Origin of the sequence: Allorhizobium sp. Av2, assembly GCF_021462805.2 — a bacterium.
In the GTDB taxonomy this organism is placed as follows: domain Bacteria; phylum Pseudomonadota; class Alphaproteobacteria; order Rhizobiales; family Rhizobiaceae; genus Allorhizobium; species Allorhizobium vitis_G.
In genome coordinates this window covers 351,046-377,334 of the sequence record NZ_CP192696.1, presented here as the reverse complement: position 1 = coordinate 377,334, position 26,289 = coordinate 351,046, and the positions used below count along the sequence as shown (strand labels likewise).

The following is a 26,289-nucleotide window of genomic DNA, read 5'->3' as shown; positions in this document are numbered from 1 at the left end:
TAAGCATCATGGCCGAGATCAAGATGAAAGCCCGCCCGGTGGGCGCCACCGCCGTAATCGGCCGCACCGGTTTTCCGCAGATCACCTCGGCCACCGGCGGTGAGCTGGCCATCGTCACCGGCCCGTCACAACCGGGCTTCAACCCGCTGGACCTGCTCTACGCCTCGCTGGCCGGTTGCCTGACGATCAGCGCGCGCCTTGCCGCCAGCGAGATGGGGGTGATGGACAAGATTACCGGCATTACCGCCTCCGTCACCGGAGAAAAGGCAAAAGACGGCCTGTCTCGGGTTGAGCGTTTCGACATCACCCTGACCATCCAGGGCGAGATTGACGCCGAGACCCGCAAGGCGATTGCCGACCGGGCCGAGCATGAGATCTGCACCGTCAGCAACACCCTTTCCGGCAGCCCGGAATTTGTGACCACAGTGCTGGATTAAACTGGTTCTTTATAAGGGAGCATCGCAGGTCAGGGTTATCCGCTCCGGCACGACCAGACCGGCGAAATAGGCATGGGCCGGGTTTGGGGCGCGACTGGTCCGGCACTGGCCACCATCACCGCGAATCTGAAGCCCACCGGCCTCGGCCAGGCGGAAAGCGGCGACATAATCCTTGTCCTTGACCTCCAGGTCGAGGCTTTTGCCGCGCAGGTCCACCGGTCCGGCCAGGCTGAAAGCGAAGGTGACAGTCACGACAGTCCCATGGATCTCAGCGGTAAAGCCCACCGGCTGCAACCGCGCCGCCTGCCTGCCATCCACAGACAATTCCGTGAAAAACCGCTTGCGGCCAAGATCGGCAATCAGCTTGTCGCGCAGGGCCGAGGCCTCCTCGGCGGTAAACTGGCTATTGCGGTCCCGGTCATAGCGATCCAGCAGAACACGGCTATAGGCCGCATCGAAGGACCAGCTTTCGCCGACCCCCGTCAACACCCCATGATGCATGTCGAAAAGCACCCTCAGCGTGATGGCGATGTCGGGATGCGCCAGCACGGGAGAAGCAGGCAGCAGACAGAGCGCCAGCGTGGCTGCAAGCGCGGTCTTCCGGCGAAAGGCAAGTGGCAAACGGCTCATGGCAACCTCCCCTCACCCACATCCGGCCCCAGCACCGGTCTCTGGGGACCATAGCGGTCCAGGGATTTGAACAGAGGCTCAAAACCTGAAAAATCATCGCTGGCAGCAGGAGGCTCCGCGAAGGGCGGCGGGGTGAGTGTGGTCTGTTTCGAGGCCATGTAAGCACCGCCGTACAGCATGCCGATGGCAAGCAACCAGCTGCCATAAACCCGCGAGGCAATCCTGGTCCAGGCAGCGGTGACGATACCAGCGACAAGACCGGACACCAGCAACAGCCAAAGCGCGGCAGACAGCGCCAAGGGCAGATAGAGCCGGTCATGCAGGCTTGGATCGGAAAAAGAGATCGCCAGCGAAAGAGCGATCCCAAGCACCGGCAACAGCGCCAGACCGGACCAGAGCCGCAGCGGCAATGGTAAGACCAGAATTGCGCCCGCCAACAGACAGGCCAAGGGGCCAACCAGAAAGAAATGGCTGGGCGCTGCGGGCAAAGGCGCCAGAAGCTGCATCCACATATCGCGCCAGACAAAACCGGCGACAAAGCCTGCCGCCAGCACCAGTAGAGCCAGCGGCAATCGCCGTCTCGGCAATTGCCCCAGAATGAAGCCTGTGCCGATCAAGGGCAGCAGGCGTTCAATGGTAAACGTGGTCGATAGCAGCCAATGGTCCAGCGTCTCCTGGTCAAGCCAGGTCCACACTGCAGACGCGCCTATCCCAATTGCTCCGAGCAGCACCACAAGGGCTAGACCCGTCGTCAGATGACCAGCAAGGGGCGTGCCCGGCTTTGCCATCAGGTCACAAGGAAATAAAGGCCGCCGATGGCGATCAGCCCGCCGGGAATACGAACCATGCGCTCGCCCAAGGCCCGCGACACACCAAGCCCAACGGCAATACCAGCAAGATGGATCAGGCCGGTGGCAATCACGAAGCCGATGGCAAAATCGGCGGGATCGGCGGCAATTGGCAATTCGGCGCCGTGGGCATAACCATGGCAGATGGCAAACAGGCCGATGACCGTCAGCGCCAGCCATTCCGGCGGCCGCCAGACCAGCGCAATCGCGGCACCCAGCACGACGATGGAGAGCGCAATGCCGGTTTCAATCGCTGGCAACGGCACACCGGCAATGCCGAGAATGCCACCCAGGACCATGATCAGCGGAAAGGTGATTGGCAGCGCCCAGACATTGCGGCCGCCCAGTTGCGCGCCCCAGAGACCGACGGAAAACATCGCCAGAAGATGATCGGCACCCGACAGGGGATGCTCGAAGCCTTGCAGGAACCCACCGGCACCGCCCTGGACGATATGCGCCTCGGCCATGCCCGGCATCAAGGCGACAAGGGCTGCGACAGCAGCAAGCCGCCCCGCCCCGACGATCTGACGTTTAAAGTTTTCCTGCATATCCGATCTCCCGAATTGAATGGCTGTGCTGCTGCTCTGTCCTGCTCTGCCTTGGCTGCCACCTTATGCAGACTGTTTCTGCGACCAAATTGTGGTCGCGAAATGCATGGAACCTGTTTGCACCTGATCAAGCCAGAAAGAAAGCTTCGACGATAACAGCAGCACGTTGTCAGCGCCCAGGTCGTCACTTATACCCCATATTTTACAGCTATAGGCCCATCTTCCTATAAACGGGCTTCCAAAAAACGGGCTTCCCCAAAAGTCCTCGAGAAAAGCGGCAAGGGCAAAGCGACAATGACCCCATTTCATCCAAGGAGAATCCCGGACCATTTCCAAGGGTATTTTCTGAACCGTTCCAGCACAATCAACGGGTTACCCCTACGCCTGGCCGTCACATTCCTGGGTTTTGCAGGCAGCGCCGCACCGGCCTTTGCCCATGTTCTGGGTGGCCCCATGGGCGGCTTCGGCAGCGGGTTCGAGCATCCACTGCTGGGCGCCGATCACTTCCTGGCCATGCTGGCGGTCGGTCTCTGGGGCGCGCAGATGGGGGGCCGCTCCGTCTGGACCCTGCCCGCCACCTTCCCGCTGATCATGTGCATCGGCGGCGTGATTGGTATGTTGGCCGACATTCCCGACCCGGTGATTTCAGGCGGCATAGCGCTCTCGCTACTGGCGCTGGGCGCTGCCATCGCCGCCAACTGGAAAGCCCCCGAATTCGCCTCCCTGGCGATCATCGCACTGTTTGCGCTGTTCCATGGCTATCCCCATGGCAAAATGGCCCCTAACGCCACCGACCCCGCCGCCTACACTGTCGGCTTCGTCGTCGCCACCGGCATGATCCACATCCTCGGCATCGCCATCGGCTACGGGTTGGGGCGGCTGTATAACGGCCTTGTGGTACGGGCGCTGGGCGGGCTGATCGTGATTGCGGGGGTGTATTATCTGGTGACGGGTCAGATGTAGTGCTTTTGCAACTCTGTCGTTGAGGGCGGGCATCACGTCAGTGATGAGCTTGTTAATTACAGATTAGAATATGAATGAATTATTTTCAGCTTACATGGTGCCGCCGATCTCTCCTCACATCAAGCTCATCTTAAGCTAATGCTGATGAACTTGGATGAATGAAGGCGTAAACGTGTACAAATTCAAAAAGGTGATAAATGCGGCTGTTTTTTTTCGTGGTACTGACTGCCTTAACAGGGACACCTGCATCAGCGTTAACCAGTGCAGAGCTTTTACAGTCCGATCAAAACTACGCCAGAGGATATCTGTGGGGCGCACTGAACTCTTACTTACTTTTGGTTTCCCCCGAGGCTAACGGCGATAACGAGAAAGCGCGTGCTAGTCGCCTCAAATGCCTTCAAAACGCGAAAATCAACGACCGCATCTTCCATCAAGCGGTAATCGGTTACATCAACCTAAATCCAAGGGCGTTGACGGAAGACGCCGTGGGGCCAATGATTCGAACTCTCATTGAAATCTGTGAGAGATAACAAACTTGCCGACACCGATTATTTCGCAAAGACCTATATATCCTCAAATCAGAAAGTAATGCCAATTTTCCGGCATACACTAAGTGACTGATTTCCTAAAAGGAAAATGGTACGGTTGGGGGGTCTCGAACCTCCGACCTCAGGTGCCACAAACCTGCGCTCTAACCAACTGAGCTACAACCGCACATCAAGCGCTAGCGCTTTCGAGGGGTCACATACGGGGCGTGGGAGAATTTTTCAAGCCCCTTTTTGCGCTTCCCCATTTATTTACAGATCACTGGCCGCAACGGCAATAAAAAGGGCCGGACGAACCGACCCTCTCATCTTCATCAATATGTGACCGGAAAGATCAGGAGACCTTGAAGCTGGACATTGCCTTTTCAGCGGCTTCCTTGCCGGGCTTTGCCACGGTTTCGGCAACCTTCTTGACGGTTTCCTGCATGGCCTTGGCCTGCTCGACGGTGACTTCAGCCTGCTTGCGGATGAAGGCGGTCTGCAATTCAACCAGTTCAGCAACAGACTTGACGCCCATCAGAGCTTCCATGTGCGACAGGGACAGCTCGGCATTGGTGCGCAGGGCGTCGATAGCCTTGAGGCCAAGCTCCATGCTGCCGCTCTGGGCGCTCTGCAAGGTGGCTTCAACCGTCTTGGTGGCGTCTTCGGCAGCGGTCTTCATCTTAGCATAGGCTTCCTTGGACTGAGCAGCGCCCTTCTCAGTGAAGTCGCGCAGGCTGTCGGAAATCTTTGCAGGGTCGAAGGCAGCGGCAGAGAAAGGGGTGGATTTCGAATTGGTAGCCATGATGAACTCCTTGGAAGGGGCTGATCGTTGCAGCCCGGTGTTTTTCGATAGAGGCTATATAGCAAGACTTATTGTGCGTTGCAATATTATGTTGCGATGCACAATAAAATAATTACTCACATTAACCCTGTTTGGCGATAGAGGCGCTCTTCGCTGGACCCGGAGGGGGTGCGAAGTTATTAAAAATCTGTTAATTCAGAACAGTGCCGGCGAAAAAGCTCGACAGGTTGACCATGCCCGCTATCCAATACCCCTTCATTGATATCGCCGTGCATAGCGCGGTCAGGGCCAAGTTTGCGCGTGGAGATGCGCTCGCGCTGTTTTCGCCGGATCTGGAACGGGTGCTGTGGGCCAATGGCGCCGGAGCGGGTTTCTTCGGAACGGCTTCGGTTTACGATTTTCTCGACCAGGGGCCGCCGCGTCAGGATGTCACCTTCCGGCAGATCGCCGCCATGGCCCGGCAGTTGAAAACGACGGGCGAAGCGCGCCGGTTGGTGGTGCGGGCCGGTTCGGGCTTTCGCCTTGTGCCTGTTGAAGCGCAGCTGGAACGGCTGGAGATCCGCCCCGGTGAAGTGGTCATCCTGTTTTCCATGCCGGTCAGCTACCGCGACGCCTCAGCCCGCAGCGAAGCATTGCTGCGCGGCTTCGAGGACCCTGATACCCATATGGCTCTTCTGGACAGCAAGGGCGCGGTGATCCGGGCATCCGGCAATTTCGACCGGCTCGGCATTACTCCACGCACAATCGAAACCATCGTGCAGATGGCGCAAGTCCAGCCCGGCGGCCTGATGAAGCGGCCTATTCCGACCGCGCGCGGCAACCTGCCCGCTGCGCTGGGCAAAATTGCCGACGACCCTGCAATGTTCCTGCTGTTTGCAGTGGAAACCCTGCTGGGAACGCTGGATACGTCGGATGGGTTTACTGAGGAACAACCCACCCCGGCTTCCGTAACGTCGCCACAGGTCCACGAACCGCAGGTTTCGATAGAGCCCGCCGTGGCCGCTGTTGAGACCCATCTTTCTGAGCCTCCCCCATCCGAGACTTTTCCAGCCGCGGATACAATCGCTGTCGAGGTTGAAGAGGGCAAGCCTGAGGACGCCAAGCCCGAAGAAACCAGATCGACGGAGACGTTCGAGGATGTGGTCGAAGCCCTGGGCAGCATTCACGAGTTGGAACCTGAGCCGGAAGACCTGTCTCAGGCGGATGCGATGAGCCCGCAGCCGGACGATCATGCTGAAGACAAGCCCCTGCCTGAAGACGAGCCCGCGCCTGAAGAACTGTCCGTTCCTGAGGAAAGCCCCGCTGAAGCGGAACAGCCCGCGACGTCCGACGCGACGTTGACCGAGGATCATCAAGCCAGCACGGATCTGCCGGATTCCGATCTCCATCCCGATGTCGAACAGGATGAGATCGAAGCCGAGGACGATGCCCGCCTGGAGGAAACCACAAAGCCCGAGGCCATCACTGACCCCGCTGACCAGCCTGACGAGAGTGAAGCCGAGACAACCGCATCCAGCGCGGATGCTTTTGAGCAGGACGAAGAGGGCGAAACGGAGCCAGCCTCGCATTCTGCGGAAGAGACGCCAGAACTGCCGGAAACCGTCAGCGAACAGGCCGCAGGGCAACAGGAAACCACCCAGCAGGATTTCGCCTTCGCTCCAACCATGCGGGCGGCGCGGTTCGTTTGGAAGGTCGATGCACTCGGCTGTTTCAGTGAAGTCTCACCGGAATTTGCCAAGGCGGTCGGCCCGCGGTCGGCGGCCATCGAAGGCCAGACCTTTGCCGATCTCGCCGCCCTGTTCAATCTCGATCCCGATGGCAAGATCGTCGAATTGCTGAAAAAGCGCGATACCTGGTCCGGCAAGACGATCTATTGGCCGATTGAAGGCACCAGCTTGAAAGTGCCGGTCGATCTGGCCGCCTTGCCGACCTACACCCGCAATCGCGATTTTGATGGCTTCCGAGGCTTTGGCGTCGTGCGGCTGGCCGATTGCATCGAAGATATCGACAAGGTCGGACTGACCTTAAGCGCCCCCCTTGATCAGGCCAGCACGGCCGAGCAAGTGGCGCAAGCCGATCCTCAGCAAGACATGCGGAATGATGTCGCCGCTCCGGCAGAGGTCGAGAACGCTGATACCATCCCTGTGCCAGAACGGGTGGAAGAACAGGTGGCGGAACGGCAAGAGGTTCCGGCCTTGATCATCAGCGCTCCGGCCCCCCTTCCGCAGGCGGAAAATATCGTTCAACTCAAGCCCCGCAATTTCGGCCGCGAAGGCTTGAGCCCCGCTGAACATGCGACCTTTCAGGAAATTGCCCGCAGACTGGACGCACTCGGTGCAAAATCCGCTGACGGCAGCCGCGATCTATCGCCCAAAAAGAGACCTAACGACACTGGGCGCGACGACAAACCCGCTGCAGAAGACCAAAACCCATCCCCTGTTGACGCAGCAGATGCCGACGCAGACCATGCGACACCCGAGGCGACGGATACAACAGTGCCTTCGCCACGTGCCGAGCGCGACAGCCTGCCTGAGAATGACAACACAAAACCAGATCCAGACACCGATCTATCGGCATCGCAGGCCAGTGAAGAGGTCATTGACGAGGTAATTGACGAGTCAACAAGCGCCGAAGACGGCGACGATCTGGCTGGCGTCGTTTCTGACCAGGAAGAGGACTCTCCCGCTGAGACCGTCGTCGAATTCCCCACCCCCTCCGCTGGTGACGAAGTTTCCGCCAATACGAACGATGTCACGGAGGATGGAAAAAGCGCTGCGGACGAGATGATCCTGCCGGTCGCATCCGTGCCTGGCGCTCTCCTGCCACGCCCGCCGCGCGATGTGGTGTTTTCGCCTGATGTGCTGGACATGCTGCCCGTGGCGTTGCTCGCTCATCGCGGTGATACCCTGATCCATGCCAATCCGGAATTTCTGGCGCTGACCGGCTATGCCGATCTCGGCGCATTGGCTCAGGCAGGTGGGCTGGACGTGCTTTTACAGCGTGACGACGTGGTGCAAGGCGACAATCCGCAAGACAATCAGCCTGGAACGGACGACGCGCGTCGTGATGGCAGGCTCGTTGTGGTCAGGGCCGATGATGCGCTGGTGCCGGTCTCGGCGCGGCTGCAATCGATCCGCTGGGAAGAGGCCAGCGCCTTGCTGCTGGCGCTGGTGCCGCAGGCTCCGGCAAAGCCTGCCGAGACGCCCGGAGCGGACCATACTCTTCGTCCGGTTTCCGATGCCGGTGACGGTTCACAGCCTGGATTGGACCATCCGACCCGGCTCGATGCAGTGGAGCATACCGGCCTGCGCATTGAGGTGGAGGAATTGCGCTCCATCCTGGAAACGGCAACCGATGGCGTGGTGACCATCAGCACCGACGGCGAAATCCGCTCGGTAAACGGCGCGGCCAGCGCGCTGTTCAACTATGACGAAGACGATATTCGCGGTAAGCCGTTCGTTACGCTGTTTGCCCATGAGAGCCAGAGGGCGATCCTCGATTATCTCGGTGGGCTGACCGGCCATGGCGTGGCCAGCGTGCTCAACGATGGACGCGAAGTGATCGGCCGGGAATCGTCCGGCGGCTTCATCCCGCTGTTCATGACCATTGGTCGGCTTTCCTCTTCCAACGGCTTTTGTGCTGTCATCCGCGACATTACCCAGTGGAAGCGCACCGAAGAGGAATTGCGCAGCGCCAAACGCGCCGCAGAAACCGCCAATGCCCACAAGACCGACTTCCTGGCACGGGTCAGCCATGAAATCCGCACGCCGCTGAATGCGATTATCGGCTTTGCCGATATCATGGCGGATGAGCGCTTCGGGCCGATTGGCCATGGGCGCTACGCTGAATATGCCGCCGATATCGGCCGTTCCGGCCGACATGTGCTGGATATCGTCAACGATCTCCTGGATATTTCCAAGATCGAGGCGGGCGAAATGGATCTCGACTTCATCGCGGTCGGCTTGAACGAGACGGTGTCGGAAGCCGTCGCCATCGTCCAGCCGCAGGCAAACGGCCAACGGGTGATCATCCGCACGGCGCTGTCGCAATCGGTGCCGAATGTTGTGGCTGACATGCGGTCGATCAAGCAGATCGTCCTCAACATTCTGTCGAACGCCATCCGGTTCACGCCTTCAGGTGGGCAGATCATCGTCTCCACCAATTACGAGCCGAATGGCAGCGTAACCCTGCGGATTCGCGATACCGGGATCGGCATGACGCGGGCGGAACTGGAGCAGGCCATGAAGCCGTTCCGGCAAGTGTCTCCCGGCGGCGCCCGGCTGCGTGGCGACGGCACCGGTCTCGGATTACCGCTGACCAAGGCGATGGTGGATGCCAACCGCGCCAGCTTTGCCATCCAATCGACACCGAACGAAGGTACGCTGGTGGAAATCACCTTCCCCTCTCCGAGGGTTCTGGCGGGATGATCGGCATGGTCTCCCGATTCGAGGCGGTCAAATGATGCGCAGCGTTTCGCCGCGAGCTGTCATTTCTGCGTCCTCTATCAGGGAAAACCGGGTTTCACTTTTCCCTGACAAACTCTAGATCCAGCGTAAAAGCCTGAACAAATTGCCAGGCAAAACCCTTTGCTGTATCGAAACGGCGGCAGTGGACATACTCTTCGCACCGAATGTGAAAGGCCTGATGTGACGCTCGGTTCAAAACGGAAATGGTCTGGACCCAGGCGTTGGCACGGTCCCCGGCTGGCCCGCGCGGCGATTGCTGTCATTGCGGTTGCGCTTTGCGTTTTTGTCGCATCCCGGCTGGCAGCGCCTTATATCGTTTCCAGCAGTCTGGTGCGCGGCAGTATCGAAAAGGCCATCAGCCGCTGGAGCGGCCATGACGTGGAGATAGCAGGCACACCCAGCCTGCAATTCTGGCCGGAACCCCGCATCACCCTGCCCAATGTGACGATTACCGACCGTGACGACACTCAACCTGGTGGGACGGATGGCAATGCCAAGCGCGTTCTTGCCCATATCGACCTGCTGTCGGCGTCGTTCGGACTGGTGCATGCGGCGATGGGCAACCCGGTCTTTGACGATTTCCATCTCAGCCGACCCCACATCTACATGCGGCGCAATGCGCAAGGCCATCTCGATTGGGCGGGACAGGGCTTGCTCTCCGATGCCATCTCTCATGTCCAGGAGAGTACCAAGGGCGGACAGAGCCTCGACAAGGCCTATGATGCCCGGATCGGATCGATCACCATTGAGAATGGCCGGATCGATATCGAGGATCAACCGTTACAGCGCCGGGTGGTGATCGACAGCATCTTTTCCCATCTGTTCTGGCCAGTGATGTCGGCACCCGCGATCGGCAACGCCAATATGATCATCGGCGGCGTGGCCACCCAGCTGGATTTTGCCTCCACCCAGCCCTTGATCCTGCTGGGCGGCGGGGTTGGGCAGGCGGATTTTTCGCTGACCGCACCGACCTTGAAGGGCAGTTTCAGCGGCACGACCGGGCTTGCGCCCGCCCGTTTTGCCTCAGGCCAGCTCAGCCTAGCGATTTCCAATGTGCCTGGACTTCTTGCCTGGACGGGTGCCGCACTGCCGGGCACGGAAGCGCTGCACACGGTCTCCGTCAAGGCCACGGTGACGGCGGAGACTGACAAGATCAGGCTGGACAGCCTGTCCTTTACCGCCAACGACACAAGCGCCACCGGCCTGATGGAAATGGCCCAAGCGAAAAGCGGCAAGCCGAAACTGAGCGGCACGCTAGCCTTCGAGCAGATGGATATTCCAACGTTTCTCGGTGCATTTTCACTTTCGACACCCGATACCGGTGCCAATAGTGGAAAAACGGGCCTGCTGGACTGGCTGGAATTCGATCTGACCTTGTCGGCCCGCAAAGCGACCTATGCGCCCTTCACCCTTACCGATATGGGTGCCAGCATTCTGGCCACCGATGGCACCGTGGTTTTCGACATTGCCGACAGCACACTGGCCGAAGGAACATTGATTGCCCATCTCGAAGGCCGCAATGGCGGCTTTGACGAAGGTGGCCATCTCGATCTGTCGCTGACCAATGCCGATCTTTCCGATATCGAAGGCAAGCTGGCGCTGAATGGCCCCCTGCCGCTCGGGTCAGGCTCCCTGACACTGTCAGCCGCGACCAACCGGGCGCTGTGGGAAACCCGCGCGGCGGATATTACCGGCACATTGGACCTCAGCGCCGGACCGGGCCGGATCACCGGCGTCAACCCAGAGGGCATCCGGCGCAAGGCAGCGGAGCAGAAGTTTTTCCGATTGCAGGATGCTGGCACGGGTGAATTGCCATTTGACAGCCTGACTGTGTCAGCAACGCTTGATGATGGCAGTATCAATATTGGCAAGGGTGATCTGCTGGGCAGTGTGCAGTCCTCCTCTTTTTCCGGTGTCATTCCCTATAATTTCAAGGGACTGGCTCTCTCGACGGAAGTCCGCCCCGGCACCGCCTATGCCAGCAGCGCCAGTGATGCCGCTGGCAATTTTGCGCCACTGCGGATGTTCATCGGCGGCTCCTGGCCGGATCTGATCCTGTCACCAGCCCGGCCTTGATCGTTCACATCACCGCCCGGCGGCTGCAATGTGCTCATCGCGCTGGCGCTGCAACTCCCGCCGCTTGGTGCCAATGGATGCGATAATGACGCCAAGCGTCACGACGGCGATCAATATGGTGCAGACCGCGTTGATTTCCGGCGTCACACCCAACCGCACCTGCGAATAGATCTTGATGGGCAGGGTCGTCGCGCCCGGCCCGGTGGTAAAGCTGGCAATCACCAGATCGTCCAGCGACAGGGTAAAGGCCAGCATCCAGCCGGAGACCACGGCGGGCAGGATCAGCGGCAGGGTGATGCGGAAAAAGGTCTTGACCGGCGGGCAACCGAGATCAAGCGCCGCCTCTTCCAGGCTGCGATCAAACGTCACCAGCCGCGATTGCACGACGATGGCCACATAGCACATGGTGAAGCTGGTATGGGCCAGCGTAATGGTCATCAACCCGCGATCGACATTCAGCGCAACGAACAGCAAAAGCAGCGACAGGCCGGTGATGACGTCAGGCATGACCAGCGGCGCATAGACCATGCCGGAAAACAGCATGCGGCCACGAAACCGCCCGAAGCGCACCAGCGCCAGCGCCGCCATGGTGCCAAGCACGGTGCCGAGGCTGGCCGAGATGACGCCAACCCGGAGCGTGACCCAGGCGGCATCCATCAGGCTGTCATTCTGCCAGATCTCCTGGTACCAGCGCAGGGAGAACCCGCCCCAGACCGTCACCAGCTTCGACGCGTTGAACGAGAAGATCACCAGGATCAGGATCGGCACATAGAGAAAAGCGAAACCGAACGTGAGAAAAACGGGATCGAAACGGCCAGATTTCATCACGGTCCCTCACACTTTGCTTTGCTGGTTCTGGAAAATCATGATCGGCACCACCAGCAGAAGCAGCAGCACGATGGCGACGGCGGAGGCGACGGGCCAGTCCCGATTGCCGAAAAACTCCGTCCACATGGTCTTGCCGATCATCAGCGTGTCGGCGCCACCCAGCAGGTCTGGAATGACGAATTCGCCTGTGATCGGAATGAAGCAGATCATCGATCCGGCAATCACCCCCGGCAGGGACAGCGGAAAGGTAATCCGCCAAAAGGCGGTCATCGGCGGGCAACCGAGATCGCTTGCCGCTTCCAGCAGGCTGCCATCCATCTTCTCCAGAGCCGAATAGAGCGGCAGGACCATGAAGGGCAGGTAGGAATAGACGATGCCGATGAACACCGCGATATCGGTCTGGTAGATATGCACCTGCTGGTCTGGACCGTAGATATGCAGGCTTTGCAGCAGCAGCGTCAAAAGCCCTTCCGGCTTCAAGATGCCGATCCATGCATAGACGCGGATCAGGAATGAGGTCCAGAACGGCAGGATGACCATCATCACAAGGGTTGGGCGCAGTTCCGCCTTGGCGCGGGCCATGGCCAGCGCCATCGGGTAGCCGATCAACAGCAGCAGCAGGGTGGAAATCGCCGCGATCCTCAGCGAAGACAGATAGGATTCGATATAGAGCGGATCTTCACCGAGGATCTGGAAATTCTCGAAATCCAGCTGCGACAGAAAATCGCCCAGCTGCGAAAAACCTTGGAAAACCGGCGTATAGGGCGGCATTGCGATGGCCGTATCCGACAGCGCGATCTTCACGATGATGAAGAACGGCGCCAGGAAGAACAAACCCAGCCATAGATAGGGGAGGACAACAATCAGCCAGCGAGCCCGGCTTGCCTTGGAAAGCGCTGGGGGAAGTGCCGGAGGAACGGCTTGTGGAAGGGTTGCGGGCTCGGCCATGGCGCTACCTCGTCAACAACAGGCCGGCATCCGGCGTCCAGGAAAACCAGACCTGATCGCCGAATGTAATCGGCCGGTCTACCAGGCGCGAGACATTGGCCTGTGCCGCCCGGAACGTGAAACCATCCTCGCGCCGGATGATAAATACCGAAAAATCGCCGAGATAGCCGATATCCCAGACCTCACCGGAAAGCGCATTGACGTTGGTATCGGCGGGCGGGTCGATGGAGATACGAACCTTTTCCGGGCGGATGGCAAAGGCAACCTCGGCACCGTCAGCGAGATCGCAGGGCTGATCCACCAGGCAGGTGAAGCCGTCACAGGCAATGGCCACAGGGCCGCCCGCACTATCACTTCGCAGCAACCGTCCCTCAACGATATTGATATCGCCAATGAAATCCGCCACGTAACGGCAATTCGGCGCCTCATAGATTTCGGCGGGCGTCGCCACCTGGACGATTTCGCCCTTGTCCATGACCGCAATCCGGTCAGACACCGTCATCGCCTCTTCCTGGTCATGGGTAACGATCAGGAAGGTCAGGCCAAGCTCGGTCTGGATATCCATCAGCTCGAACTGGGTTTCCTCACGCAGCTTGCGGTCCAGCGCGCCGAGCGGCTCGTCCAGCAGCAGCACTTTCGGGCGTTTGGCCAGTGAGCGGGCCAAGGCGACACGCTGGCGCTGGCCGCCGGAAAGCTGGCCTGGCTTTCGCCTGGCAAACTCCTCCAGCTTGACCAGTTTCAACATTTCCTCGACCCGCGCCTTTATTTCACCCTTGGGCAGATTGTCCTGCTCCAGGCCAAAGGCGATGTTCTTTTCCACCGACATATGCGGAAACAGCGCGTAGGACTGGAACATCATATTGGTCGGGCGGCGATAGGGCGGCACGCCGGCCAGATCGCGGCCCTGCAACAGGATGCGACCCTCGGTCGGCTCCTCGAAACCGGCCAGCATCCGCATCAGCGTGGTCTTGCCGCAGCCAGATGGCCCAAGCAGCGAGAAAAACTCCCGCTCGTAGATGTTCAGGGTAAGGTTATCGACTGCCGTGAACGGCCCAAAGCGTTTAGTGACATTTTCAAACCGGATGAAGGGCATTTGCCCCCGCTCCGTCCAAGGTGCGAATTTGCGTTTTACCGGCCCCAGAGTCTTCGCCATCGGTCCCCTTCCCCGCCTGCCTTGTTTGCCAAGGCCTGTACGGTCTGTTGTGCGCGTCTCAAATAGAAAACGGGGCATTTCTGCCCCGCTTCATCTCGTTTACTTGCCGGTCTTGACCTGGGTCCAGAGCCGGTTCAGGACGCGCTGCGATTTGGGATCGTAAGGCGAGATGGTGAACAGCCGCTTCATAGTCGCCTCGTCGGGATAGACGGAGGGATTGTTGAGCACATCGGCGCTGACCATTTTTTGCGAGGCGAGATTGCCATTGGCATAGGAGACGAAATCAGATGCCTTGGCGATTACCTCAGGCTTCATAAGGTAATTGATGAAGGCATGGGCTTCCTCGACATTCTTGGCATCAGCCGGGATCGCCAGGTTGTCGAACCACATATAGGTTCCTTCCTTGGGGATCACATAGGCGATTTCCACGCCGTTCTTGGCCTCTTCCGCCCGCTTCTTGGCCTGGATCACATCGCCGGACCAGCCGATGGTGGCGCAGATATCGCCATTGGCGAGATCATTCAGGTAGGAGGAGGAGTTGAAGGTCTTGGCACTGGGCCGGATCGCCTGGTAGACCTTGGCGCCTGCTTCCAGATCGGCTGTTTTCTTGCTGTCAGCCGGTTTGCCGATGTAGTTCATGGCAATCGCGAAGGTTTCATCCGAGGCATCGAGGATGTTCAAGCCGCATTGCTTGAGCTTCTTGGCGTTTTCCGGCTTGAAGATGAAGTCCCAGCTATCGACCTTGACGTCATCTCCGAAGATCGCCTTGATCTTCTTGACATTGTAGCCAATGCCGGTCGTGCCCCACATATAGTTGACGGCATATTGGTTGCCGGGATCGTAATTGGCTAGCCGCTCCATGACCATCGGCCACATATTGGCAAGATTCGGCAGTTTCGACTTGTCGAGCTTCTGGAACACGCCCGCCTGGATCTGGCGCGCCAGGAACGGACCGGTCGGCACCACCACATCATAGCCAGAGCCACCGGCCAAAAGCTTGGTTTCCAACAGGTCGTTGTTGTCGAAGACGTCATAGACGACTTTGATGCCGGTTTCCTTGGTGAAATCCTCGAGAATCTGCGGATCGATATAATCCGACCAATTGTAGACATGCACTTCCCGTTCGGCAGCACCGGCAGGCAGCGCGCCCGCCGAAGCGGTGATGGACATGGCCGCAAAGGCGGCGGCAGCAAAGCGAATCCCGGTGGATGTCATCACGTCTCCTGTATCCAGGCCATTGGGGGATAAGGCCCGTCGTTCCCATTATTTTTCGCCAGACTAGAAAGGAAATATGCGCTCGACAAGCGTAATTTTCCGCATCACAGCAAAGCAGCGCACAATGTACCGGCGGGGCACCGGCTGGTTGAAGCGGCAGGACCATCTTCTTCATGACATGCGGCCCGGCTAGCTCCCCTCAATAACCAACTGTCAATCTTTTTAAAACATCTTATGGTTATATTATTTTAAAATTCAATCAAAGGTAGATACAATGAGCGACGCCAATGTGACATACCAGACCATTTTTTCCGCAGGCCAATTCGTGACCGGTGTACGCCAGGATGCCGGCACCGACCAGCCGGTCGTGCTGACCGGAAATTACCAGCCGACCCAAGGTGCGCAATCGCAGGCGCTTCTCTATCGCGGGCCGCTGTTTCCCACCGACAGCTCGGGCTATGCCTATCTGACCCCCGTTTTCAAAGGCCAGACGGTGACGACATCGACCTTTTACGGTCCGAATACACCTTTGTTCAATCCTGGCATCGGCAAGGGAAATGTGCGTGCCGTCGGCAGCTATAAATATGCTGAGGCCTCCGATCCGACTGCCGACCATGGCATGATGTATGAAGGCGCCTTCGACGGTTCGGGCAAATGGACGGCGCTCGACATACCCAAGGATGTTGCCGGTGGGATAGTGTTTTATACCATTGCCCATTCCACCATGGGCGACCTGGTGGTCGGCAATTTCGATATTACCGGGCAGGCTGCCTCGGCAGCCGCCTTCATTTACGATATCCGCACGCAAAGCTTCTCCAGGCTCAGCCTCGGGCCGCTCACCACCGCCTATGGCATCTGGCAAAATGGCGGCGACGGCAGCAATGCCTATACGATCGTCGGCGGCTACAAGGGCGCAACCGGAATCAATGTCGGCTTCGTGCTGGATTACGATGCCGAGACGAAAAAGATCAGCAATGTCAAGAATTACAGCTATCAGGGCAAGCCAGAGCTGGTGACCCATTTCGAAGGCATCAGCGCCATAGAGAGTGGCTATTGCCTGGCTGCGATGTCGGACCAGGACACCGCTTTCGTGACCATCGGTCGCAATAGCGACGGAACCTTTACCGACGCCAAATGGGTTCCGGTCGCCTATCCAACCAGCGATGGACCATCAACCGGCAATACGGTGATCGACAACAATCTGATGGGCATCATGACCACGGGAGGCCACGTGCAATCCTATCTGGCAGTGATTAAAGCCTAGAGTTTGTTCGCCCCCTCACTGGGAGCCGTCACTGGAAATCGAAGGCGCTTAATCCCGCCGTCATTTCGTCCAATCCGAGTGGCCGCGTCATCGGCGGCTCGGCCCTGGAAAGACAGGCCTGTCGCTCACAGATTCGGCAGGCCTGGCCGATCTCCACTGGCGCCATCCGCGCCTCGCCATAGACGGTGTCCTGTGCGTGAACGAGATCGCAGCCGAGCAGCAGGGCCGTGCGGCGGACCCGCTGCTGAAAGCCCGCCTGTGGCCCTTCCAACGTGCGCGACACGGTGAGAAAACCCACGCCATCCGGAGCAACCACTGGCTCGACCAGAACCTGTCCGGGCTCTGAAAAGGCCGCATGAATGTTCAGCTTCGGACATTGGCCGCCGAACGTGGCGCGCGGAAAGCCCTGCCCGCCAGCCCGGCGGATGATATTACCGGCATGATCGATCTCCATCATGAAGAACCCGATGCCCGCAGCGCCCGTCCGTTGCAATGTGACCAGCCGCGAGGCCGCCTGCTCGAATGACACCCGGAACCGGGCGCGCAGCACGTCCACATCATAACGCGCCCGCTGCGCCGCAGCCAGAAAAGCGCCGTAGGGCATGATCAGCGCCAGCGCTGCGTAGCGCGCCAACTCGAACCGGGCGATGCGGCGTGCTTCATTTGAGGTCAGGGCCAGAGTTTCCAGCTCGGCGCGGATCTCCTCGCCCATCACAAGAAGACAGGCTTCCATGGCCATTTCCCGCAACTGGTCGAAGGGCGACAGCCGTTCCGACAGGAACAGCCGCATGGAATGGCGGTCATAGCGCCGCCCGAGATGCGGCATGACATGCACAGGCAGCGCCCGCACGACGATGCCGTGTTGGGTGCGCAGCCAGGTTTTCAGCGCAGCCTCCAGCCCATCGCCCGGATCGAGCGCCGCATAAAAGGCTTCCGCCGCCGCCTCGATCAGGGGAAAATGCAGGCTGCGGCGCTCCAGCACGTCGCGCACTTCATCCATCGGCAGCCGCGCCCCGGCCAGCGCCGTTTCATGGCCCTCACGGGCCAGCAATTCCGCAAGATCCGACAGGCGCTTGGCCTGCTCCCGGTAGGCCCGGTAAAGCTTGACCACGCCGCTGGCGGCATTGGGGGCGGCCTCGGCAAACTCGATCAACTCCTGATCGCCCGGAATTTCTCCAGCCAGCAGCGGATCGGCAAACACTTCGCGCAATGGCACCGAGCCGCCGCCCGCATCGCCCTGTAATTCCTCCAGATCGACCTTGTAGACCGAAGCCAATTTCAGCAGCAATTGCACGGTCAGCGGTCGCTGGTTGCGCTCGATCAGATTGAGGTAGGACGGCGAAATGCCCAGCGCCTCGGCCATCGCCGTCTGGGTCAGGCCCAGGCCGTTGCGCACCCGTCGCACCCGTGGCCCGGCAAAGATCTTATGGTCGGCCATATCAGCCCCTCCGACAGGAATTTACAAAAATCGACCCCCTTAGGGCGCTACAGCATTATTTACAATTTTTACAATATTACATCGCTCATTTGTAAACAACAAGACATCCTAACCTCTTTCAACCCGTTGTTTTATCGTTTTTTCTTGGGATTTTTTGCAGCGCATTGTAAAACAAGTCACATCAGACCAGCAGGAAAGCAGCAAGAGGAGCGCGGTATTCCTGCATGAAAACGACAAGAGGAGACTGCCATGACTGATTTTTACAAACTCGTTCCCTCCGCACCGCAGGGCCGTTTCGATGGCGTCGAGCGGACCTATTCGGCAGAGGATGTCAAGCGGCTGCGCGGCTCCGTGGAGATCCGGTATTCGCTGGCGGAAATGGGCGCGAACCGGTTGTGGCAGCTGATCGGCCAGGAGGATTTCGTCAATGCGCTGGGAGCGCTGTCGGGCAATCAGGCCATGCAGATGGTGCGCGCCGGGTTGAAGGCCATCTACCTTTCCGGCTGGCAGGTTGCGGCGGATGCCAACACCGCGTCCTCCATGTATCCCGACCAGTCGCTCTACCCCGCCAATGCGGCGCCGGAACTGGCCAAGCGGATCAACAAGACCCTGCAACGGGCCGACCAGATCGAAACTCAGGAAGGCAAGGGCCTGTCCGTTGAAACCTGGTTTGCACCGATTGTTGCCGATGCCGAAGCAGGCTTTGGCGGGCCGCTCAATGCTTTTGAGATCATGAAGGCCTTTATCGAGGCGGGTGCGGCGGGCGTGCATTATGAGGACCAGTTGGCGTCGGAGAAGAAATGCGGCCATCTGGGCGGCAAGGTGCTGATCCCGACCGCTGCCCATATCCGCAACCTGACCGCCGCCCGGCTTGCCGCCGACGTGATGGGGACGCCAACGCTGATCATTGCCCGCACCGATGCGGAGGCCGCCAAGCTGTTGACCTCTGACATCGACGAGCGCGACCAGCCTTTTGTGGACTATGATGCGGGCCGCACCGCCGAAGGTTTCTATCAGGTGCGAAACGGCATCGAGCCCTGCATTGCCCGCGCCATTTCCTATGCACCTTACTGCGATCTGATCTGGATGGAGACCTCCAAGCCGGATCTGGAACAGGCCCGCAAATTCGCGGAGGCCGTGCATAAAGTGCATCCGGGCAAGAAGCTGGCCTATAATTGCTCGCCATCGTTCAACTGGAAAAAGAACCTCGATGACGCGACGATTGCCAAGTACCAGAAGGAACTCGGTGCCATGGGCTACAAGTTCCAGTTCATCACGCTGGCGGGCTTCCATCAGCTGAACTACGGCATGTTTGAACTGGCGCGTGGCTACAAGGACCGGCAGATGGCCGCCTATTCCGAGCTGCAACAGGCGGAATTTGCCGCAGAAGCCAATGGCTACACCGCCACCAAGCATCAACGCGAAGTTGGCACCGGCTATTTCGATGCGGTTTCCATGGCGATTTCCGGTGGCACGTCCTCAACCACAGCCATGAAGGAGTCGACCGAACATGACCAGTTCCGCCCTGCTGCTGAATGAGTTCTGGGCCGTTGTCCTGCTGATATCCACCGCCTTGGCCAGTCCGAAACTAACGGCTGCCTTTATCGCAATTCCCGCCCGGTCTCGGGCGGGGAATCCCTTTCAAAAACCCCAGACATAAGAGGAGCAATGCCATGACACCCCAGACCCGCGTTAAAGAACGTGCCGAAGAACAGGCAACCGCCATGAATGCCGACCAGCAGGCGCTGATCCGGATGCTGGCCAATGATCTGCACCGGCTGAACCATTCCGTCATGAAAGCTGTTGAAGCTGGTGTTTCCGTCGAGCTGGTCCGCTCCGCCCGCCACCATGGCGGCGATGGAAACTGGGGCGATCTGTTGATCCCGGTCGTGGTCACCCAAGGGATTGCCGCTCAGGGCATCAAGGCCGCCTGATAGGAAATGGCAAGCAGTTTAGCCCGGCTGGGAGGCCGGGCTAAACTGCTTTCCCGCTGGTTTTAGTCTTGAGGCGCAGGCCCAGAACCAAGGGGACGCTGATGGCATAAACGGCAATGACCGACATCCAGATGCCCCCCGGCCAATAATCCCTGATGAGAAAGTAAACACTCGAAAACGCCAGGGGACCGATAATGGCGGCAAGGCTGAGGGCCGAGGCCAGTACGCCCTGGAATTGGCCTTGCTTGTCCGCATCGACCTGGGCGGTCGCCAAGGATTGCAGGGCCGGAACGCCAATGCCGCTCAAGGAAAAAACCGGCATGATCGCAAACACCATCCAGCTTTCCGTTGCAAAGGCAATGACGGCCAGCGAAAAGCAGGCACTGGAAACGCCGATCAAAATGGCGACCCGCTCGCCGAACAGCTTGACCGCCGGGCCAGGAAGAAAGGTCTGAGCAAGCGCCTGACAGATGCCGAACGCGCCGAGTGACAGGCCGATCCACAGCCCGCTCCACTGAAACGCATCGCCACCCCACAGCGCCCAGCAGGTGGCATAGGCCTCGCCGGTCAGGCTGAAGAGGAAAAACAGGATGACCATCGGCAGCAGGTTTTTCAGCGAAAACGCCCAGCGCAAAGGCCGCAGCGGGTTGATGGCCGCCAGATCGAGTTTCTCCCGCGTCGGGATGCGGGACTCCGGCAGGACGAAAAACGCCAGCAGAAGATTGCCACCATTCAGCACCGCAGCGGCAATGAACGGCAGCCGTAGCCAATAATCCCCCAGCGCCCCGCCGATAATTGGCCCGAAGATGAAGCCCAGGCCGAACATCGCATTAAACAGCCCAAAGCGCCGCGCCCGCTGATCCTCCGGCGAAATATCCGTCACATAGGCCGTCGCCACCGACATATTGGCGCTGGTCAACCCGGTAATGGCACGCCCCAGCAGCAGCAGCCAGAGATTGTCGGCAAAGGCGAGAAACAGATAATTGACCGCCGCCCCCGCCAGCGAAATCAACAGGATCGGTCGGCGACCAAGCCGATCACTGAGCGATCCCAGGATCGGCGCAAAGATAAACTGAATGACAGCATGAAGCGCCACCAACATGCCGATATAAGGCGCCACATTCTGAATATGCGTCACCTCCCGCAACAAAGCCGGCAAAATGGGAAAGATAAGGCCAAACCCGACCGCATCGAGAGCGACGGTGGCGAAAATGACGACGAGAGCTTTGTTCATAGCGCATTCCGGTTACAGCATTTCCAGCAGAAGTGCGATGCGGTTTTGTGATCGGAGATACGAGCGAAGAAAGAGTGGGCAGGTTTATAGCGCCGAGAAGACGGCGGCGGCTTGCGGTTGGGCCTGATAAATTTTGAATATGCGTTCAGGTCTCGTCCGCTTTCGGCCCTAAGCGGTCATGCGGACACTGCGACTGAACCAGTCCAAGCGGTTCACTTCGTACACCACGTCGCCTTGTTCACTTCCAGAAATAGGATCAGGCCAATCATAGTAATCGGTGCGAACATAAGTCATGTTGATCTTTTCCATGACCCGGCGCGAGCCGATGTTCACCGTCATGGTGGTCGCAATGATTTTCTCATAACCGCCTTTGCTGAAGCCCCACCCCAAAAGAGCCAAGGCCCCTTCCGAAGCAAGCCCTTGCCCCCACTCCTTCCGACATAGGCGATACCCGATCTCGGCTACGGTATCGCTTGCGGGAGACAAGCAAACCCATCCGACAAATTCACCGGTGCAGCGTCTGCGCACGGTCCACACGTGTGGTTCCGTTCCACGCGGCATCAGGAATGTTACAGTTTCCGGCTCGATCGTCTCATGGTTCACCGCGCCACCATTGAGAAAGCGCATTACCTCGGGATCGAGTTCAAGTGCGATAAAGTCTGCTCTGTCACTTGGAAGGCAGGGCGTGAGAGTAAGACGATCGGTGTGTATGACAGCCACTTTTCAGCATTCCTTTCCTTGTGGTCACAGGTCGCAAAACTTAAACGATCTAGAGAGCTACGTTAGGAGATGAAGTGGTCATCGGCAGTCAGCCTCTCGATCCTAAATTACTTTATGACGTTGCGGGCTATGACGCGATAGCCTTGCATCCAGCATTCAGGAAGTCCGCGCCTGACCGTGCAACCACTTTACAAAAAGCGCTGCCGGTGGATGGAGGGTTCCGTTGCTTGGATAGACCACATGGTAGTTCATTTCTGCGGAGAGACTTTCGGTGACGGCTTTGACCAATTGGCCAGAGGAGATTTCATCGACCGCAAGTATGGACCGCACCAGAGCAAAGCCTTCTCCCCGCCGACACGCATCTAACATCTCGTCGAAAGTGGGGAAGACCACCATTTTCGCAAGATATTCGGAAATCCAATCTGCGCCTTCGATGCCGAAGAGTTCCAGCATCCAGCGTCGCCAATCCAGCCTGGTATGATAGGCGTCGGCATGGGTTAAAAACGGAGCGGCGGCAAAAGCGTTTCGCGGGGGAAGTTGTTCGGAAAGCGTCGGCGAACACACTGCAAACTCCTCGTCGGCGGAGAGCGCAAACCCGCCTTGACCTTGCACAGGTTGAGCCAAGCGAATCTGGACGTCTGCACCTCCATCGGAAAAAACATCGCGTCGATAGTCTTGGCTAAGCCGAAGCGAAATTTCCGGATGCAATGCCAGGAAGGCGTCAAGCCGGCGGGCAAGCCAATAGCGATAAAGCTCGGGCGCAACGACCACATGCAAATCATTATGCCGGGATTGTGGGCGGGCGGCTTCCAATGCGTCTGAGACCCCGCGAAGCTGGCCTTGCAGTTGGAAGGCAAGCGCTCGCGCGTTCGCCGTTGGCTTCATCGCCTTACCTGAGCGCTCGAACAGTCGCTGTTCTACAAAGCCCTCCAACTGAGAAATATGGTGGCTAACGGCGCTTTGCGTCAAATGAAGCCGCGCTGCCGTCTTCGTTACACTTCCAGACTGTACGACCTCGACGAATGACAACAGGATCGACCACGACGGTATCCCACGACGCATCCATCGAAATTCATCATGATAAGCATGGTCAGACTTTGTTTCCATTTCCCGTAAACTCCCGTGATCATTGACGGAACCTAACAGGTTTTGGAGAAAATCATGAGGATTATCTATCGATTGATACGGCGCTGGAGAAGTCGCCGGTGCGCGGAACCTCCAATAACCCTCTATAGTGATGTCGGCCTTGAGCTTCCCTTTGAGAAGGCCCATTGGCAAAGCTTCAACCGTTGGTGACGAAATTGTAACGTCTGACACGCTGGCCAAAACGCTTCCGCCATTGGCGCAAAGCAATCGCATTCACAGCCGGTTCAGCCCGTCTGCACCGCCGGGCAAGGATATCCTCGCGCTTAGTAAACGTAAGCGCCCGCTCGCCCCATCACCCCGCCTCCGCTATGCTCGCCGGACCTCTCCCCGCTGGGGCGAGGAAACAACAGGCGCTGCGGCTCTTTCCCTCTTCTCCCCAGCGGGGAGAAGGTGGCGGCAGCCGGATGAGGGGGGCGGAGCCAAAACGGCGAACGTAATCAATAACGGCTCTTGCTCTCAGATATGTCGCTTATCATTTCACATCAAACGCTTATAAAAAACGCCCGGCCTCTCAACCGGGCGCCCGTAACCTCACACCATATCCCTCAAGCCGCCCGATCCCAATGCCCCGGCTGCGATCCATTCTCCAGCTTGAACTGCTGCAACAGCCCCACCAATTGATCCGCCTCGTCGGCCAACATGCGGCTGGCGGCGGAGGTTTCTTCGACCATGGCGGCGTTTTGCTGGGTCAGGCTGTCCATCTGGCCGACGGCGCTGTTGACTTCGCCAAGGGCTGCCGATTGGTCGCGGCTGGCGGCGGCTATGCCTTCGACATGGGTGCTGATCGTGGCGATCTGCTGGCTGATGACGGTCAGGGCAGCACCGGTTTCCTGCACCAGCCTTGCTCCGGCATTGACCTCTTCGGTGGAGGTGTTGATCAGCGTTTTGATGTCTTTTGCGGCGCGGCCAGAGCGTTGGGCGAGTTCACGCACTTCCTGGGCGACGACGGCAAAGCCCTTGCCCGCCTCACCCGCACGGGCCGCCTCGACACCGGCATTCAACGCCAGAAGATTGGTCTGAAAGGCGATTTCTTCGATGACGCTGATGATCTGCTCGATCTTCTTTGAGGCATCCTCGATCCGGCCCATGGCAGAGACGGCATTGCCGACCACGACAGCCGATTTCTCGGCATTCCCACGGGTTTCACCAACGATCTCATTGACCTCACGCGCCTTGTTGGCAGCCTGGCGGACATTGGAGGTGACTTCGTTGACGGCGGCGGCGGTTTCTTCCAGCGAGGCAGCCTGGGTTTCCGTGCGGCGCGACAGGTCGTCGGAGGAATGGGCCATCTGCTGCACATTGCCTTGAATGGCGGTGACATTGCCCTGGATCAGGCCAATGGTTTCCTTCAGCCGGGTCAGCGAGCGGTTGAAATCGCTGCGCAACTGTTCCATGCGTCCGGCAAAGGGATGGTCCAGCGTGGCGGAGACGTCACCATTGGCGAGGCGCTCCAGCCCGGCGGCCAGTTCCGTTACCGCAAATTGCACGTCCTGGTCTGCCTGCTGCTTTTCCGCATCGTTGCGGGCGCGCTCAGCCTCGCTTTCAGCCCGAACCCGCGCCCCCTCCGCCTCGACGCGGATCTTCGCCTCGGCATTGTCCTTGAATACGCCAAGCGCGCGGGCCATATCGCCGATTTCATCGGGACGCGCGCCACCAGCAATCTCGATCTCGAGATCACCGGATGCCAGGCGCCGCATAGCGGCGGTGATTTGGTTGATCGGCCCCTTGAAAGTGGCGATCAGACCAATGCCAGCGACAATGGCGATGACGACGCCCGCCAGCAGAGCCAGCGCTGACATGGTATCGGCAGAGGCGCTCTGCGCATCGGCCACTTGGCGCTGCGAGGCGGCAAAATCGCTGAGCTGCGACCAGATGGCGTCGATATCGCGTGCGGCGGCCAGGAAGGCGGCTGTTTTCTGGCCATCCATGGCCACCAGCTGAGTGGCCTTATCGCCCATAGCATCCGTCAACGGGCCAATCTGCGCCAGCTTCGTCTTAATGTCGGCGCTAACATTGGGGTCCTTGGCCATGGCTGTGGCACGGCGCTTCAGGGTGCCAAGCGAGGCCTGCAATTTTTGCAGACCATCCGCCGATGCCGCCGCCAGGAACCGCGAACTACGCAGCTCAACCCCATTGCTGATATCCACCAGCTGACGTGTTGCGGTAAGCAAAGCTGTCGCTTCGGCAATCGGCTGGTCAAGAGTGCCAAACACCGCCGTCGCCTGCCGGGATTTCAGGGTGGACGCGCCCTGCAAGCGGATGGACACCGGACGCATCAAGTTGATCGCCTGTTCGGCTGCGCCAACTGTCGTGTCATTGGTCACGCCGATTTCGACCTGAGAGGACAAAAGCTGAACGGTGTCGGTCAGCGATGTGCCAAGCACGGCCTGTTCCGCTGGCAAGGCGGCAGCGATATCGGCCACGGCCTTTTTCAGCTCCGGCATCCGCGTCTTGACCAGCTCCATCTTCGCCTCCGCGGCGGTGGCGCTGTTGAAATCAGTGACAAGATCGGCAATCAGATTGGCGCCGCGCGTCAGCCGGTCGGAATCACGCAACATGGTCTTGGCCTGATTTTCATCCTTGGCCAGCGCCTCGCGGACACTGGTGGAATAGGAAAGCAGGTCGCTTTGCTGGCTGGACAGTTGCTGGGTATCGGCCTCCAGGGCCGCACGCAGATCCGCCGCGCCATGATCCAAATCCCACAGGCGCTTGACCTGGCCGGCAATCGATTCCGTTCCGGCAATCGCCGCATCGACCTGGGCAGCGCCGCTCAGACCGTCAAGCGAGGTGCGCATGGCCTTCAAACTGGTCAACTGCTTATTCAGCTCCTGATCCAGCGCCGTTTTCGATGCATCCGTCGTCTTTTGCAGGAAAGCCGTCATCGCCGCATAGACATTCTTGAAACCACTCAGCGTGTTGACCACACTATTGGTGACGTCCATCTGCCCTTGCAGGATACGCGATGCGTAGTAGCCGGTCAGACCAACGGCCGAAATACTGAGAACAAACGGAACGATGAAGACCAGAACCTTGGTCTGAATCTTGCACCGAGAAAGTAGACGATCAAATAGCATAGCCAAACCCCCGAAAACAAAGGGCGAAATTAATTAAT

The 26,289-nt window shown here is 58.9% G+C and carries 21 protein-coding genes and 1 tRNA gene; 8 read left to right on the top strand and 14 right to left on the bottom strand.

Translation table 11 applies throughout. The annotated features are described in order from the left end of the window. The first annotated feature begins 8 nt into the window (after positions 1-8). Positions 9-437 (top strand): OsmC family protein, encoded by a 429-nt coding sequence (locus FS819_RS01775; protein ID WP_156548590.1) that lies wholly within the window; start codon positions 9-11, stop codon positions 435-437. Between the two features lie 9 nt (positions 438-446). Here the strand turns inward: FS819_RS01775 and FS819_RS01770 are convergent, their stop codons facing one another. From FS819_RS01770 to FS819_RS01760, 3 genes are read right to left on the bottom strand one after another with little or no spacing between them, the layout of a single operon-like run. Continuing rightward, positions 447-1,067, bottom strand: a complete 621-nt coding sequence (locus FS819_RS01770) for a DUF1007 family protein (protein WP_156548591.1) — start codon at positions 1,065-1,067, stop codon at positions 447-449. Continuing rightward, positions 1,064-1,855, bottom strand: coding sequence for a hypothetical protein (locus tag FS819_RS01765; protein WP_156548592.1), 792 nt, complete (start codon positions 1,853-1,855; stop codon positions 1,064-1,066). The genes FS819_RS01770 and FS819_RS01765 overlap by 4 nt, the downstream gene beginning before the upstream one ends. Beyond that, positions 1,855-2,463, bottom strand: coding sequence for a HupE/UreJ family protein (locus tag FS819_RS01760; protein ID WP_015915012.1), 609 nt, complete (start codon positions 2,461-2,463; stop codon positions 1,855-1,857). The genes FS819_RS01765 and FS819_RS01760 overlap by 1 nt, the downstream gene beginning before the upstream one ends. Positions 2,464-2,757: 294 nt before the next feature. On the opposite strand from FS819_RS01760, the gene FS819_RS01755 reads away from it, so the two are divergent. Then, positions 2,758-3,426, top strand: coding sequence for a HupE/UreJ family protein (locus FS819_RS01755; protein WP_156548593.1), 669 nt, complete (start codon positions 2,758-2,760; stop codon positions 3,424-3,426). Between the two features lie 197 nt (positions 3,427-3,623). Continuing rightward, positions 3,624-3,956 carry a hypothetical protein gene (locus FS819_RS01750; protein ID WP_156548594.1) on the top strand — a complete coding sequence of 111 codons (333 nt, stop codon included), beginning with the start codon at positions 3,624-3,626 and terminating at the stop codon, positions 3,954-3,956. 107 nt (positions 3,957-4,063) lie between these two features. Here FS819_RS01750 and FS819_RS01745 read toward each other — a convergent pair. Together FS819_RS01745 and FS819_RS01740 are read right to left on the bottom strand one after the other, a co-directional pair. Next, positions 4,064-4,140: transfer RNA gene (locus FS819_RS01745), tRNA-His, on the bottom strand. Positions 4,141-4,305: 165 nt separating this feature from the next. Next, positions 4,306-4,755 carry a phasin gene (locus FS819_RS01740; protein WP_015915010.1) on the bottom strand — a complete coding sequence of 150 codons (450 nt, stop codon included), beginning with the start codon at positions 4,753-4,755 and terminating at the stop codon, positions 4,306-4,308. Between the two features lie 233 nt (positions 4,756-4,988). Between FS819_RS01740 and FS819_RS01735 the strand changes: the two genes are divergently transcribed. After that, positions 4,989-9,182, top strand: a complete 4,194-nt coding sequence (locus tag FS819_RS01735; RefSeq protein WP_197434200.1) for an ATP-binding protein — start codon at positions 4,989-4,991, stop codon at positions 9,180-9,182. A gap of 219 nt (positions 9,183-9,401) precedes the next feature. Continuing rightward, positions 9,402-11,297, top strand: a complete 1,896-nt coding sequence (locus FS819_RS01730) for an AsmA family protein (protein ID WP_156548595.1) — start codon at positions 9,402-9,404, stop codon at positions 11,295-11,297. Positions 11,298-11,306: 9 nt separating this feature from the next. On the opposite strand, the gene FS819_RS01725 is transcribed toward FS819_RS01730, so the two are convergent. The 4 genes from FS819_RS01725 to FS819_RS01710 all read right to left on the bottom strand — a co-directional run bounded on the left by FS819_RS01725 (position 11,307) and on the right by FS819_RS01710 (position 15,396). Then, entirely contained in the window at positions 11,307-12,122 is an 816-nt protein-coding gene (locus tag FS819_RS01725; protein WP_060719219.1) for an ABC transporter permease, read from the bottom strand. A 9-nt stretch (positions 12,123-12,131) separates the two neighbouring features. After that, on the bottom strand, positions 12,132-13,073 hold the full coding sequence (locus FS819_RS01720; protein ID WP_234624764.1) for an ABC transporter permease subunit: 942 nt from the start codon (positions 13,071-13,073) through the stop codon (positions 12,132-12,134). A 4-nt stretch (positions 13,074-13,077) separates the two neighbouring features. Next, positions 13,078-14,226, bottom strand: a complete 1,149-nt coding sequence (locus FS819_RS01715) for an ABC transporter ATP-binding protein (RefSeq protein WP_156548596.1) — start codon at positions 14,224-14,226, stop codon at positions 13,078-13,080. Positions 14,227-14,325: 99 nt separating this feature from the next. Continuing rightward, positions 14,326-15,396, bottom strand: a complete 1,071-nt coding sequence (locus tag FS819_RS01710) for a polyamine ABC transporter substrate-binding protein (protein ID WP_156548835.1) — start codon at positions 15,394-15,396, stop codon at positions 14,326-14,328. Positions 15,397-15,715: 319 nt separating this feature from the next. On the opposite strand from FS819_RS01710, the gene FS819_RS01705 reads away from it, so the two are divergent. Then, entirely contained in the window at positions 15,716-16,705 is a 990-nt protein-coding gene (locus FS819_RS01705) for a hypothetical protein (RefSeq protein ID WP_156548597.1), read from the top strand. Between the two features lie 28 nt (positions 16,706-16,733). On the opposite strand, the gene FS819_RS01700 is transcribed toward FS819_RS01705, so the two are convergent. Beyond that, positions 16,734-18,143, bottom strand: coding sequence for a helix-turn-helix domain-containing protein (locus FS819_RS01700; protein WP_156548599.1), 1,410 nt, complete (start codon positions 18,141-18,143; stop codon positions 16,734-16,736). Between the two features lie 249 nt (positions 18,144-18,392). Between FS819_RS01700 and aceA the strand changes: the two genes are divergently transcribed. Continuing rightward, positions 18,393-19,682 carry an isocitrate lyase gene (gene aceA / locus FS819_RS01695; protein ID WP_070166362.1) on the top strand — a complete coding sequence of 430 codons (1,290 nt, stop codon included), beginning with the start codon at positions 18,393-18,395 and terminating at the stop codon, positions 19,680-19,682. 134 nt (positions 19,683-19,816) lie between these two features. Next, positions 19,817-20,077 (top strand): SMc00767 family acetate metabolism repressor, encoded by a 261-nt coding sequence (locus FS819_RS01690; RefSeq protein ID WP_060719226.1) that lies wholly within the window; start codon positions 19,817-19,819, stop codon positions 20,075-20,077. Positions 20,078-20,117: 40 nt separating this feature from the next. On the opposite strand, the gene FS819_RS01685 is transcribed toward FS819_RS01690, so the two are convergent. From FS819_RS01685 to FS819_RS01670, 4 genes are all read right to left on the bottom strand, one after another. Then, on the bottom strand, positions 20,118-21,311 hold the full coding sequence (locus FS819_RS01685; RefSeq protein ID WP_156548601.1) for a TCR/Tet family MFS transporter: 1,194 nt from the start codon (positions 21,309-21,311) through the stop codon (positions 20,118-20,120). A 168-nt stretch (positions 21,312-21,479) separates the two neighbouring features. Then, on the bottom strand, positions 21,480-22,031 hold the full coding sequence (locus tag FS819_RS01680; RefSeq protein WP_197434198.1) for a GNAT family N-acetyltransferase: 552 nt from the start codon (positions 22,029-22,031) through the stop codon (positions 21,480-21,482). Between the two features lie 156 nt (positions 22,032-22,187). Further along, a complete protein-coding gene (locus tag FS819_RS01675) occupies positions 22,188-23,303 on the bottom strand; it encodes a LysR family transcriptional regulator (RefSeq protein WP_197434197.1) in 1,116 nt (371 codons plus the stop codon). A 419-nt stretch (positions 23,304-23,722) separates the two neighbouring features. Beyond that, complete coding sequence (locus FS819_RS01670; protein WP_156548605.1) at positions 23,723-26,251, bottom strand: methyl-accepting chemotaxis protein; 2,529 nt, start codon at positions 26,249-26,251, stop codon at positions 23,723-23,725. Between the last annotated feature and the right edge of the window lie 38 nt (positions 26,252-26,289).